General features: G+C 66.5%; 11 protein-coding genes and 1 tRNA gene. 9 read left to right on the top strand and 3 right to left on the bottom strand.

Annotation, left to right across the window (positions count from 1 at the left end; translation table 11 throughout):
- Window positions 1-3 precede the first annotated feature (3 nt).
- The 4 genes from R2676_RS09215 (at window position 4) to R2676_RS09230 (ending at window position 3,094) form a co-directional block, all read left to right on the top strand.
- On the top strand, window positions 4-1,755 hold the full coding sequence (locus tag R2676_RS09215) for a glutamine--tRNA ligase/YqeY domain fusion protein (RefSeq protein ID WP_206275624.1): 1,752 nt from the start codon (window positions 4-6) through the stop codon (window positions 1,753-1,755).
- 44 nt (window positions 1,756-1,799) lie between these two features.
- The gene (locus R2676_RS09220; RefSeq protein WP_206275625.1) at window positions 1,800-2,363 is read left to right on the top strand and encodes a YceI family protein; all 564 of its coding nucleotides are present in this window, start codon (window positions 1,800-1,802) and stop codon (window positions 2,361-2,363) included.
- A 37-nt stretch (window positions 2,364-2,400) separates the two neighbouring features.
- Window positions 2,401-2,622, top strand: coding sequence for an RNA-binding S4 domain-containing protein (locus R2676_RS09225; protein ID WP_012435106.1), 222 nt, complete (start codon window positions 2,401-2,403; stop codon window positions 2,620-2,622).
- An 88-nt stretch (window positions 2,623-2,710) separates the two neighbouring features.
- Window positions 2,711-3,094, top strand: coding sequence for an MAPEG family protein (locus R2676_RS09230; protein ID WP_206275626.1), 384 nt, complete (start codon window positions 2,711-2,713; stop codon window positions 3,092-3,094).
- A 65-nt stretch (window positions 3,095-3,159) separates the two neighbouring features.
- Here R2676_RS09230 and R2676_RS09235 read toward each other — a convergent pair whose 3' ends face one another.
- Window positions 3,160-4,482: a DUF3999 domain-containing protein gene (locus R2676_RS09235; protein ID WP_206275627.1), complete on the bottom strand. Its 1,323-nt coding sequence runs from the start codon at window positions 4,480-4,482 to the stop codon at window positions 3,160-3,162.
- On the bottom strand, window positions 4,479-7,352 hold the full coding sequence (locus tag R2676_RS09240) for a DUF2339 domain-containing protein (protein ID WP_206275628.1): 2,874 nt from the start codon (window positions 7,350-7,352) through the stop codon (window positions 4,479-4,481). The genes R2676_RS09235 and R2676_RS09240 overlap by 4 nt, the downstream gene beginning before the upstream one ends.
- 172 nt (window positions 7,353-7,524) lie before the next feature.
- On the opposite strand from R2676_RS09240, the gene R2676_RS09245 reads away from it, so the two are divergent.
- The 5 genes from R2676_RS09245 to R2676_RS09265 all read left to right on the top strand — a co-directional run bounded on the left by R2676_RS09245 (window position 7,525) and on the right by R2676_RS09265 (window position 10,301).
- The gene (locus tag R2676_RS09245) at window positions 7,525-8,076 is read left to right on the top strand and encodes a YaeQ family protein (protein WP_206275629.1); all 552 of its coding nucleotides are present in this window, start codon (window positions 7,525-7,527) and stop codon (window positions 8,074-8,076) included.
- Between the two features lie 41 nt (window positions 8,077-8,117).
- Entirely contained in the window at window positions 8,118-8,471 is a 354-nt protein-coding gene (locus R2676_RS09250) for an FKBP-type peptidyl-prolyl cis-trans isomerase (RefSeq protein WP_012761517.1), read from the top strand.
- A 64-nt stretch (window positions 8,472-8,535) separates the two neighbouring features.
- Window positions 8,536-8,611 (top strand) — tRNA-Cys (locus R2676_RS09255).
- 134 nt (window positions 8,612-8,745) lie between these two features.
- A complete protein-coding gene (locus R2676_RS09260; protein ID WP_206275630.1) occupies window positions 8,746-9,495 on the top strand; it encodes a gamma-glutamylcyclotransferase in 750 nt (249 codons plus the stop codon).
- Window positions 9,496-9,506: 11 nt separating this feature from the next.
- Window positions 9,507-10,301 (top strand): ankyrin repeat domain-containing protein, encoded by a 795-nt coding sequence (locus R2676_RS09265; protein WP_206275631.1) that lies wholly within the window; start codon window positions 9,507-9,509, stop codon window positions 10,299-10,301.
- 39 nt (window positions 10,302-10,340) lie between these two features.
- Here R2676_RS09265 and R2676_RS09270 read toward each other — a convergent pair whose 3' ends face one another.
- The gene (locus R2676_RS09270; RefSeq protein WP_206275632.1) at window positions 10,341-12,047 is read right to left on the bottom strand and encodes a long-chain fatty acid--CoA ligase; all 1,707 of its coding nucleotides are present in this window, start codon (window positions 12,045-12,047) and stop codon (window positions 10,341-10,343) included.
- Window positions 12,048-12,092 lie beyond the last annotated feature (45 nt).

Here is a 12,092-nt window from a genome sequence, read left to right on the forward strand (position 1 = left end):
CCCATGAGCCAAGACAACGCCAACGCCAACGGGTCGACCGCTGCCGCCCCCACGTCCAATTTCCTGCGCCAGATCATTGACGGCGATCTCGCACAAGGCACCTACGCCAATCGCAAGGACGCCACCGGCCAGCCGATCCCGCCGGTGGTCACCCGCTTCCCGCCGGAGCCCAACGGCTACCTGCACATCGGCCACGCCAAGAGCATCTGGGTGAACTTCGGCATGGCCCGCGATTACAACGGCCGCTGCCACCTGCGCTTTGACGACACGAACCCCGTCAAGGAAGACACCGAATACGTCGATTCCATCATCGACGCCGTGCACTGGCTCGGCTATTCGTGGAGCGACGCCGGTGGCGAACACCTGTATTACGCCAGCGACTACTTCGAGCAGCTCTACGGCTTTGCCGAGGTGCTGATCCAGCGCGGCGTGGCCTACGTCGACAGCCAGAGCGCGGAGCAGATCGCCGCCAACCGTGGCGATTTCACCAAGCCGGGCACGCCGTCGCCGTTCCGTGACCGCTCGGTCGACGAGAACCTCGCGCTGTTCCGCGACATGCGCGCCGGCAAGTACAAGGACGGCGAGCACGTGCTGCGCGCCAAGATCGACATGGCCGCGCCGAACATCGTGATGCGCGACCCGGTGCTGTACCGCATCCGCCATGCGCATCACCATCGCACCGGCGACGCATGGTGCATCTACCCGATGTACGACTTCACGCATTGCATTTCCGATGCGTTGGAGAACATCACGCATTCGCTCTGCACGCTGGAGTTCGAGAACAACCGCCCGCTGTACGACTGGGTGCTCGACCACCTGCGCGACGCCGGCGTGCTGTCTGCACCCCTGCCGCATCAATACGAATTCGCACGTCTGCACCTGACCTACGCCATCACCAGCAAGCGCAAGCTGCTGCAACTGGTGACGGAAAAGCGCGTCGACGGCTGGGACGACCCGCGCATGCCGACGCTCGTTGGCATCCGCCGCCGCGGCTACACGCCGGAATCGATCCAGCTCTTCTGCGAACGCGTGGGCGTGTCGAAGGCCGACAGCTGGATCGACATGAGCATCCTGGAAGGCGCCGTGCGCGACGACCTCGATGCGCGTGCGCCGCGCTCGGTGGCCGTGCTGGACCCGGTCAAGCTCATCCTCGACAACGTGCCGGCCGATTTCAACGAGCCGTGCTCGGCGCCCGTGCACCCCAAGCAGCCTGAACTCGGCCGCCGCGAATTCCCCCTCACGCGCGAGCTGTGGATCGAGCGCGAAGACTTTACCGAGACGCCGCCCAAGGGCTACTTCCGCCTCTTCCCGGGCAACAAGGTGCGCCTGCGCTACGGCTATGTGATCGAATGCACCGGCTGCGACAAGGATGCCGCCGGCAACATCACCGCCGTGCACGCCAACATCATTCCGGACACGAAGAGTGGCACGCCGGGTGCTGACAGCGTCAAGGTGAAGGGCAACATCCACTGGGTGAGTGCCGCACATGCGCTGGAAGCCGAGGTGCGCCTGTACGACCGCCTGTTCAGCGACCCGCAACCGGATTCCGGCGACAAGAACTTCCTGGATGCACTCAACCCGGATTCCAAGAAGATCGTCACGGCCTACCTGGAGCCGACGCTCGCAACGGCCAAGGCGGAAGACCGCTTCCAGTTCGAGCGCCATGGCTACTTCGTGGCAGACCGCATCGACTCGCAACCGGGCAAGCCCGTGTTCAACCGCGTGGTCGGCCTGAAGGACAGTTGGGGCAAGTAAGCACGGGCCCATGCACGCCATGGGCCTCTGACAACGGAGGCATCATGCGTGCATGGATCGTATTGCTGGCGGGGCTGCTTTGCGCTCCCGCCCTCGCCGCCTCATTCGCGCCGGACCTGGCGCACACGTCGGTCTACTTTGGCGCATCGCATTTCGATCGCAGTACGATGCGCGGCCGTTTCGACAAGATCGACGGCGCCGTCAACTTCGATGAAGCCACCCACCAGGGCGGCTTCGATTTCACCGTCGACGCCGACTCCATCAACACGCGCCTGCGCGTGCTGGACGGCGTGCTGAAATCGGAGCAGTTTCTCGACGCTGTGAAGTTTCCGGTCATCCGCCTGCGCAGCGACCGCTTCGTCGTGGAGGGCGGCAAGCTCATCGCCATTGAGGCCAATCTGACGCTGCACGGTGTGACGCAGCCTGTGCGGCTAGAGGTGCGCCGCTTCAGTTGCGGCGACGAAAAGATGCCCGGCAGCGCGCGCCACGTTTGCGGCGGTGATTTCCACCTCGCCATTGCCCGCAGCGCCTTCGGCATGACGCGCTTCCTGCCCAATGTGGGCGACCGCGTCGACATCGACATCAGCGTGGAAGCCACGCCTCAATAAACTCGTAACAACCCTCGCAATCACCCGCAATCCATTCATGCCCAATATCGATTTCGCCCTGACCACCGAATACATCGAGCTGCACAAGCTGCTCAAGCTCACGGGTGTGGTCGACAGCGGCGGCGCCGGCAAGGCCGTTGTCGCCGACGGAGCGGTCACGGTCGACGGCCAGCCGGAACTGCGCAAGACCGCCAAGATTCGCGCGGGCCAGGTGGTCATGCTCGGTGATGTGCGCATTGCCGTGCAGGGAATCGACTAACCCATCGACTCACGCCTCAGGTGTTTGAAAACGCACCTTGTGCTACGGTGCGGCACCTTCACACCCATCCCAATCCAGGAGACTGACCATGCCGATCGCCCTCTGGTGCGTTCTGGTGGCTGCAGTGTTGCCGATCGTGTGCGTCGGCATCGCCAAGGCCAAAGGCCCGCGGTACGACAATCGCAATCCGCGTGCGTGGCTCGCGGAGCAAACCGGCGTCGCGGGCCGTGCCGGAGCCGCACAGCAGAACCACTTTGAAGCGTTCCCGTTCTTTGCGGTGGCCGTGCTGGTGGCCATCCTGGGCGGCGGCGTGATCGACCGCATCAACCTGCTCGCCATCGCATTTATCGTGGTGCGCGTGCTGTACACGGTGTGCTATCTCGCCAACTGGGCGCCGCTGCGTTCGCTGATGTGGTTTGCAGGCTTTGCCCTGTGCGTTGCCCTGTTTGTCCAACCGGCCTTCGTGCACTGAGCGGCCGCTCTGCCCCCCAAAAAAAACGGCGCCCAGGTGGCGCCGTTTTCTTTGAGCGATGGGGATTACGTGGACGCATCCGGCGGCACGGCCGGCGCGCGGAACAACCGCCACGCCATGCCGCCCAGCACCGCCACCGCGGCCAGCAGCGCGCCCCACAGCACCCACTGACGCTGGCGGCCGCCCGGCGGCTCGGCCTTGAGTGCATCGGCGGGGGAATCGCTCATCGCGCCAAGCTGTGCCTGCGCAATCGCGGGCGACGCACCTGCCAGCAAGTCCGCGCGTGCGAACGGGTTGCCGCGCGCCACTTCCGCCACCGCCAGCGTGAACGGCACATTGCCGCGTGCCGCATACGTGACCGTGGCCGGACGCCAGCCGATTGCCAATTGCGGCGCGCCGGCACCCAGGCCACCGCTGCGTGTGTCGACCTGCAGGCGCCAGTAGCGCTCGCCCGTGGCAGGCACGGTGATGGCTGCGTTCTCCTGCTCGCCCTTCCCGTCCGCTCCAGCCAGCCGGAACAGGCGCGCAGACGTCACGGGCCGCCAGGGCGCCTGGGCATCGGCACGCGCGTACAGCGTGGCCTGCGCGACGGTGTTGGCCTGCGGCAGATGGATCTTCACGCGTTCGACCGGGAACACGCCGCCGGTATCGAACTGGTAATCGCCGGCAGCGGGCGTCTGCACCGGCGCCAGACCCGAGCGCCACTGAATGGCGCTGTCCGCCAACGCGACCGGCGCGCCGGCAGCCACCTCCGCGCGGACGGCATCCGGCGCAGGCGGTTTGCCCTGCCACGTCAGGCGCAGGTATTTCGCCCGCAGGCCAGTGAACTCGATGCGATCCTGCACCAGCGTGCTGCCCTGGTTGGAGAGGCGGAACAGCGTGGCCTGGGCGACCGGACTCCAGTGCTGCAAGTCATCGCTCGCCTGCACGCTCACACCGCTCTGGAATTCCGCAGCGGGCAGCGCCACGACCAGCGCGGTCACCGTGTCCCGAAGCTGGCTGAGGTCGACGACCCATGCGCGCACAGACGCCTGTGATGGCTGCACGCCCGTCGCACGCAGCACGCCGTCGGTGCCGAGCACGACACCGGCGGCGCCGGGCGTCTGCGCATCATCGACGGGGGTGGCAAACCAATGCACATCGTGCAGCGTGCGTGCCTGCGGCGCCGGATCACGCGGGATGTCGACGGTGAACGGCACGGGCTCGCCGTCGCCATTGAGGATGCGCAGGTCCGCCAGGTTGGCCTCGCGCGCATGGGCATAGACGTCTTCGCTCAGCGTGACGGCGTAGTACGGGGCGCCGGGCGTGCCGGTCAACGCAAAGCGCTCGGCCCAGGCCGGCGCAGACAACAGCGACGCCACGGCCATCGCAAAAGCAACCTTCTTCACAGAACCTCCCCGGTTTCAGCTTGGGCGCTCGTTTTGGGCTTTGGCGGCAACGGCGACAGATAGCCGATCAACAACAGCAGCACGCCAATCCCGATAAACGACACGATGCGCTCGACACCTGTCACGCGCGACAGATCGAACAGGAACAGCTTGACCACCGTCACGCCCAGCAGCGCCCCGCCGGTGAACCACAGCGCGCGGCTGGCGCGCCGCGTGGCAAACACCATCACGGCCAACGCCAGCACCGTCCAGAACATCGACAGCGACGCCTGCACCAGCATCGAGGCGCCCAGATCGTCCAGCGTGTACGGCACATGTGCCCAATGGTGCAGCGTGCGCAGCAGCACAGCGTTGGCCCAGATAAAGAGCGTCGCGCCGATGGCGTAGCCGATCACCATCGGCTCGGGCACAAGCTTCTGCAGCGCTACGCGGCGCATCCACAGCGCGATGGCAAGGAACACCAGCAGTTGCGCCACGTCCAGCGGGTTGAGAATCGGCAGGTAGAACAGCGGCGCGGCATTGCCGTCGCTGGCGGCGCTCGCCAAGCTCCACAGCCACAGCAGGGCAGCCAGCGGTGCGGCGCCCCACAGCAGATAGGCGCGCTCGAAACGGGCGATCGGCCAGCGGATGCGCCAGCCTGCGCCTGCCAGCAGGGCGAGCAACGCGCCGTAGGCATAGGCCCAGGCGGCGAAGCTCCACGTGCCCTCGGGCACGTAGGCGTCGAGGCGCCAGTAGCCTTCCGTGGCGAGTACGCCGCAGATCAACCAGAACAGCACGGTATGCAGCGGCGCGAGGAGGTTGTCTTTCACGTCGCGCTCCTGGCGGCGCAGCAGCGCGAAGGCGAGCACCACGGCGGCAATCCACACCAGTCCGCCCCAGCCGGCCAGCGGCGACGGCGCCCAGTGTTCGATCGCAGCCAGCGAAATCAACGCGAGCACCGGCGACAACGCCAGCGCGGGCCACTCGGCCAGTGCCCAATCGAGCTTGCGGCGCAGGCCGTGTGCAGCCCACGCCGTCAGCACGGCAAAGGCGGCGTACAGCGGAATGTCCGGCCGGTCGACGGTCTTGGTGGCGATGCGCCAGGCCCAGCGGTCGATCTCGTTGCTGCCGCTGCCGAGCCACCACAGCAAGCCCCACGCCGACGCAGCAATGCCGAGCACCGGCGCCGCCTTCAGCCACGCACGCGCCTCCGCCTTGCCGTGCAGGCGCCAGCCGCTGAAGACGCCCGCCAGCGCAATCAACACCCCGCCGATATAACGGCTGTTGAGCACGGCCCAGCTGTGCTGCGGCGCCCAGTCGAACACGGCATCCACGGCGAAGGCGGCGCCGGCCGCGAGTTGCAGAAGCAGGCCTGCTGCCAGCGCCAGCCGCCGCTGCTGGCGCACGCCCAGCCACACCGCGGCGGCACCTTCCAGGGCCCACACCGCACTGGTCGTGCGTCCATCGAAAGCCAGCGGGATTGCCAGCGTGATGAAGATCACGCCCAACGCAAACATCGCTTCGTACAGCAGGCCGAGATTCGCGCGTTTGGGCGCCAGCCAGCCCGTAATCGCCAGATAGAACGCGGCCAGGGCGGTGGCGCTCCACGCCATCGCAAACGGAATGTGGTGCACCAGCCCCGCCTGCAACCCCATCGCCACTAGCGGCGTGCCGAACACCAGCGTGCCGTCAACGTAGTGTTTGAGGCTGACATGGCGGCGCAGCGCGGTCAGCAGCGCAATGCCCACATACATCAGGAAGAAGAGGATCAGGAACGGCTCGGTGCTCGCCAGCAACGACGGCTGATAGCGCAGCACGCCCCACGCCGTGGCAATGCCGAACGTAAAGACGAAGCCGAGCAGATTCAGCGCTCGCCACGCCCGGAACCACGCAATGGCGAAAATGCCCGCGTTCAGCAGCGCGTAATAGCTGAACAGCGCCACGTGGCTGCCTTGGCCCGTCGAGATGAGAATCGGCGCCAGGAAGCCGCCTGCACTGCCCGTAAAAGCCAGCGCCGGCGCGTTCTGCTTGACCGCCAGCCCGGCGGCCAGCGCGCAGATCAGCACCAGCAGCGGAAACGCCATCCCCGGGCTGAGCAGCGGCACCACGCGCGTCGCTGCAAACACGGTCAGATACAACACGCCGACCCCGCCCCCCTGCAGCACCAGCGCATAGCCCGGGCGCTTCTCGCGCAGGCGCCAGCCGATGCCCAGCAACGCGATCGCCCCGACCGCCACACCGGCCAGCCGGAATTCAACCGGCAGCAGGCTGTTGTCCGCCGCGTACTTGAGCAGGAACGCCACGCCGAAGAACAGGATCAGGATCCCCACCCGCACCACGCTGTTGCCGCCCAGCAGCCAGTCGCGCGCGGCGCCGACGGCGCGCTCCACCCAATCGGGCTCGTGCGGTGCCAAGACGGGCGCGGGTTGCGCAGCAGGTTGAGGCATCGGCTGCGGAACCGCAACCTGCGGCGCAGGCACGGACACGGGCACGGACACCGCAGGCGCCTCCACGGGCGGCAATGCCTCGGCCACCGCCGGTGGCACCTCTGCGGCTGCCTGCTCCACATCGGCAGGCGCGATGAAGGTTCCACCTTTGATTTCGGCCAGTTGCCGGCGCAGGAGCGAAACCTCGTGCTCGAGCCGGGCCACACGCTCCTGCAGCGTCGCGGGCGGCGGCGACAGGGCTGTCTGGGCGGCCGCATGGCTCGGCGCCGCGCCCGTTGCGCCGGCGCCTTCGGGCGGATTGGCCCACTGCGCGCTGGCCCGCTTGTCCATGTACAAGATCAGCGATGCCAGTCCCAGACCGATCAACGCCCCAAAGAACGCCCCGACGACGCCCCCCGACAGGCCTCCGAACAACAGACCCACGATTCCGAATATCCAACGCATCGTTCTGATTGTCCTGGTTTGGATAGGAAAAACATGCGCCGACTAGCGCACGCACCGCTCGTATACCGCAAACAGCCGCCGTTGGGAATGCGCCCGGCCGATGCCGTCAGCTTCATCGGCCCGTGCGACAATGCGCGCTTTGCCAAAAACGGCCCATCCGCCGACCACCCGCATGGCCCTGAAATCCACGATCTACAAGGTCGATCTGCAGATCGCCGACATGGATCGCCACTACTACGCCAACCACGCGCTGACCGTCGCCCGCCACCCGAGCGAGAACGACGAACGCATGATGGTGCGCGTGCTCGCCTTCGCCCGCCACGCCAGCGAAACGCTCGCTTTCACACGCGGTCTGTCGGAGCCCGACGAGCCCGAACTCTGGCAACGCGATCTGACCGACGCCATCGAGCTGTGGATCGACCTCGGCAACCCCGACGACACGCGCATCCGCAAGGCCAGCAACCGCGCCGAGCAGGTCGCCGTCTATACATATAGCGGCAATGCCAGCCGCGTGTGGTGGCAGCAGACCGAAAGCAAGATCACGCGCTTTGCCAACGTGTCGGTGTACGAAGTCGCCGCCGACACCGTGGCTGCGCTGGCCGCCATGGTGGAACGCACCATGCGTCTGCAGGTCACCATCCAGGACGGCGACATCTGGGTTGCCAACGACTCGGACAACGTCCACGTCCAGCTCGAAACCCTCAAGGCCGCAACCGCTGCCTGAGCCTGTTCCCTTATCACCCCCGCCACTCCACGAGGCTCATCATGACCATCGAAACCACCGCAAGCGGCCTGCAATACGAAGATGTCGTCGTCGGCGACGGCGCTGAAGCCACGGCCGGCAAATACGTCACCGTGCACTACACCGGCTGGCTCTACGAAAACGGCCAGGCCGGCAAGAAGTTCGATTCCAGCAAAGACCGTAACGACCCCTTCGCCTTCCACCTGGGCGGCGGCATGGTCATCAAGGGCTGGGACGAAGGCGTGCAAGGCATGAAGGTTGGCGGCACGCGCAAGCTGATCATCCCGGCGGCCCTGGGCTACGGCGCGCGCGGCGCGGGCGGTGTGATCCCCCCGAACGCAACGTTGCTTTTTGAAGTCGACCTGCTGGAAGTCTGATCCTGCGCTAGAATCCGCCCCGGCTTGCGATGCGTCACATGGCGCATCACAAGCCGCCTCCCCCGGCGGGGTGGCAGAGTGGTCAATGCTGCGGCTTGCAAAGCCGTATAAGACGGTTCAATTCCGATCCCCCGCCTCCAGTTTTCCGGCTGCACGCTTCACCGTTGCGGCCGCGCCATAGTCAAGCCTCCGCCTACACGCGCAACGCCCTGTTTCCAGGCCATCGGCCGTCCGTCCGCGTGACCACTCTTGACGATTGCTCTATGCTTGCGACATGGCCGTCACCCGAGAGGATCTCGAACAGAACCGGTTGCGCGCCGCCCTGGGTGATTCGCCCGTCGCGTCGTCGCTGCTGACCGAGGCTGCGCTGGAAGCGTCGCTTGCATCGACGCTCGCGCGGTTGTCGGCTGCGCCCGGCGAATGCCAGGACGCCTGGGTGTTCGGTTACGGCTCGCTGATCTGGAACCCGATGATCTTCCACACCGAGGCCGCCCGCGCCACGGTGCACGGCTATCACCGCGGCTTCTATCTCTACTCCCGCATCAACCGCGGCACCTGGGACAACCCGGGGCTCGTACTCGGCCTCGACCGGGGCGGCAGCTGCCGGGGTGTGGCATTCCGCGTACCGCGCGACCATGTCGAGCACGAATTCCGCGTGCTGTGGCGCCGCGAAATGCTGACCGGCGCATACCTCCCTCGCTGGCTCCCGACCGAGATCAACGGCAAACGTGTCCTCGCGCTGGCCTTTGTCATGAACCGCGCGCACGAAGCGTATGCCGGCCGCCTGCCCGACGAGCGCGTGGTCGGCTGCCTGCGGAACGCGGTCGGGCTGTACGGCCCGGCACGCGAATACCTGCAGCGCACGCTGATCGGCCTGGCCAGCAACGGGCTGCACGATCCGTATCTGGACCGCCTGTGGTCGCGCCTGCAGGCGACCGACGCGGCAAACGGCCCCTGCGCCACGACCGATGCAACGGACGCAACCGACACCGCGCCGCTGCCCGATCCCTATCTCAGCGCCTGAACCCGCCCGCCATGCTCATCGCCCCGCATCCCGCGCTCAACCAGCTTATCGGCATCATGCTGGGGATGGCACTGGCTGTGGGCGACATGGCCAACGCGTGGCAGGAGCAGCATCTGCCCATCCTGCATGTGGCGGCCAGCGCTGGTGCGAAGGTTGCGCCCAGCACGACACGCCCGCCCGACGCGCGCCCCGCCCGACGCAGCGACCCGGCCACGCGTGATCGCGACCTGATCCTCGCCGCACAGGCCGGCAACACGATGGCCATCCAGGCGTTGCTGGCCGAAGGCGCCAGCCTCAAGGCGCGCGACGCCGATGGCCGCACGGCGCTCATCGCCGCCGTCATGGCGCATATGGGCGCGGCAGCACGCCTGCTCATCCAGGCCGGCGCCGACGTCAACGTGCAGGACAACACGCAGAACAGCGCCTTCCTGCTCGCTGCCAGCCAGGGCGATGCGGAAACGGTGCGCCTGGCGCTCGCGCACGGCGCCAACCTGCGCGCCACCAACGGGGACGGCGACACCGCGCTCATCCCGGCTGCACGCCGCGGCTATGTCGAAGTCGTCAATGAACTCGTGAAGGCCGGCGTTCCGCCCGATGCCACCAACAACCTGGGCCTGACCGCGCTGATCGAAGCCGTGGCCCTGGGCGACGGCAGCGACAAATACGAGAAGACCGTGCAACTGCTGCTCGACGGCGGAGCGGACCCGAACCTGGCCGACCGCGGCGGCGTCACGCCGATGCGGCATGCGCGTCAGCGTGGTTTCCACGGCATCGGCGCACTGCTCTTCAAGGCGCGCGGACATTGAAAAAGGGGCCACTCAGGCCCCTTTCTCTTGCTGCGCTCTTTAAGCAGCGGCCGGTTTCTCGGCTGCTTCATTCCTTGCGTTTTCCTGCTCCTGCAGCGTGCGCCACATCACCTTGCCCGTGCCGGACTTGGGCAGCGCATCCACAAACTCGACCACGCGCGGGTACTTGTAGGCCGCCATGTTGTCGCGCGCCCAGTTGATGATGTCGTCTTCGGTGGTCTTGCCCTTGGCGTGGGCCTTGAGCACCACCACGGCCTTGACCGACTCGCCGCGATACGCGTCGCGCGTGCCGATGATGCAGGCCTCCTGCACGTCGGGATGCTTGTACAGCAGGCTCTCCACCTCGGCCGGCCACACCTTGAAGCCCGACGCGTTGATCATCCGTTTCAGCCGGTCGGTCAGGAAGAAATAGCCCTCTTCGTCCATCTTGCCGAGGTCGCCCGTGCGGAAGAACTTCTTGCCTTCGAATTCGATGAAGACCTCGGCGGTGGCCTGAGGCTTGCCCCAGTAGCCGAGGAACACCTGCGGGCCGCAGACAATGATTTCGCCCACCTCGCCCGGGGGCAACTCCTTGAGCGTCTGCGGATCTACGATGCGCGCATCGGTGTTGAACACGGGAATGCCGAGGCACTGCTGCTTGGCGCGATCGGCCGGATTGCTGTGCGTCGGCGCGATGGTCTCCGACAGGCCGTAGCCTTCCTGGTACGCGAGGTTGAAATCCTTCAGCAGGCGCTCGGCCACGGCCTGCGGCATCGCCGCGCCGCCGCCGCCGATGTAGGCGAGGCTCGACAGGTCGAACTCGGCCAGTTGGGGGCTCGCCAGGAAGTCGATCACCATGGTCGGGATGTTCGTCCAATGCGTGATCTTGTAGCGCGAGATCAGCCGCCCCGCCACCTCGCGATCCCAGCGCGGCAGCATCACGACCGTCGAGCCCATGTAGATCGGCGCATTCATGCCGTACTGCATGCCGGTCACATGGAACAACGGGATGATCGACAGGCTCACGCCTTCCTTCGTCCCGTTCGACCACATCGAACCGCCGACGATGTTGTGCATCACCGTGCGGTGCGGGTGCATGCAGCCCTTCGGAAAACCCGTCGTGCCTGACGTGTATGGCATCACGGCCAGGTCGTCGGGTCCAGCGGTGTGCGGGCCGGGCACAAGGCGCTGCGCGAGCACGTCGTTCCATGCAACGGCGCCAGGCTGCGCCGGATGCTGGGCGGTGATCCATGCGGGGGGCGCGTCTTCGGGATATTCGTAGGTGGCCGGCAGCGCATCGGCGTACGACGTGACCAGCAGGTGCCGGGTGCGCTGCGCTTCCGGCAGCTCGGCGTTGGCCGTGGTCACGTTGGCGGCCAGATCTGCGCTGCAGATGACCGTTGCAGCGCCGGCATCGGTCACGTAGTGCTTGAACTCTTCGGGCCGGTTCATCGGGTTGACCGGCACGACCACCGCATCGGCGCGCAAGATGCCGTAGTACGCGGCCATGAACTGCGGGCAGTTCTGCATGTACAGCAGCACGCGATCGCCCTTCTGCACGCCCGCCACCTGCTGCAGCCAGCCGGCTACGGCCACGGCATCGTCGTGCAGTTCCTGGAATGTCGTGTGCCGACCGTAGAAGATGACGGCATCCTTGTCCGGATAGCGTCGGGCAGACACTTCCAGGTTGTACCAAAGGCTCGTTTGCGGCGAGCTGATGTTGTGCGGCAAACGGCGGGGCCAGAACTGGAAGTGCGGTCGTGTCATGCCATGTCTCCGTGAATCTGTGTGTTGTTTTTACCGGATGGTATC

The organism is Ralstonia flatus (genome assembly GCF_958439105.1).
GTDB lineage: Bacteria > Pseudomonadota > Gammaproteobacteria > Burkholderiales > Burkholderiaceae > Ralstonia > Ralstonia flatus.

Excerpts from the sequence above, each read along its gene's own strand:
- R2676_RS09215 (WP_206275624.1), top strand. The coding sequence starts at position 4 with ATGAGCCAAGACAACGCCAACGCCAACGGGTCGACCGCTGCCGCCCCC.
- R2676_RS09220 (WP_206275625.1), top strand. The coding sequence starts at position 1,800 with ATGCGTGCATGGATCGTATTGCTGGCGGGGCTGCTTTGCGCTCCCGCC.
- R2676_RS09225 (WP_012435106.1), top strand. The coding sequence starts at position 2,401 with ATGCCCAATATCGATTTCGCCCTGACCACCGAATACATCGAGCTGCAC.
- R2676_RS09230 (WP_206275626.1), top strand. The coding sequence starts at position 2,711 with ATGCCGATCGCCCTCTGGTGCGTTCTGGTGGCTGCAGTGTTGCCGATC.
- R2676_RS09240 (WP_206275628.1), bottom strand. The coding sequence starts at position 7,352 with ATGCGTTGGATATTCGGAATCGTGGGTCTGTTGTTCGGAGGCCTGTCG.
- R2676_RS09245 (WP_206275629.1), top strand. The coding sequence starts at position 7,525 with ATGGCCCTGAAATCCACGATCTACAAGGTCGATCTGCAGATCGCCGAC.
- R2676_RS09250 (WP_012761517.1), top strand. The coding sequence starts at position 8,118 with ATGACCATCGAAACCACCGCAAGCGGCCTGCAATACGAAGATGTCGTC.
- R2676_RS09260 (WP_206275630.1), top strand. The coding sequence starts at position 8,746 with ATGGCCGTCACCCGAGAGGATCTCGAACAGAACCGGTTGCGCGCCGCC.
- R2676_RS09265 (WP_206275631.1), top strand. The coding sequence starts at position 9,507 with ATGCTCATCGCCCCGCATCCCGCGCTCAACCAGCTTATCGGCATCATG.
- R2676_RS09270 (WP_206275632.1), bottom strand. The coding sequence starts at position 12,047 with ATGACACGACCGCACTTCCAGTTCTGGCCCCGCCGTTTGCCGCACAAC.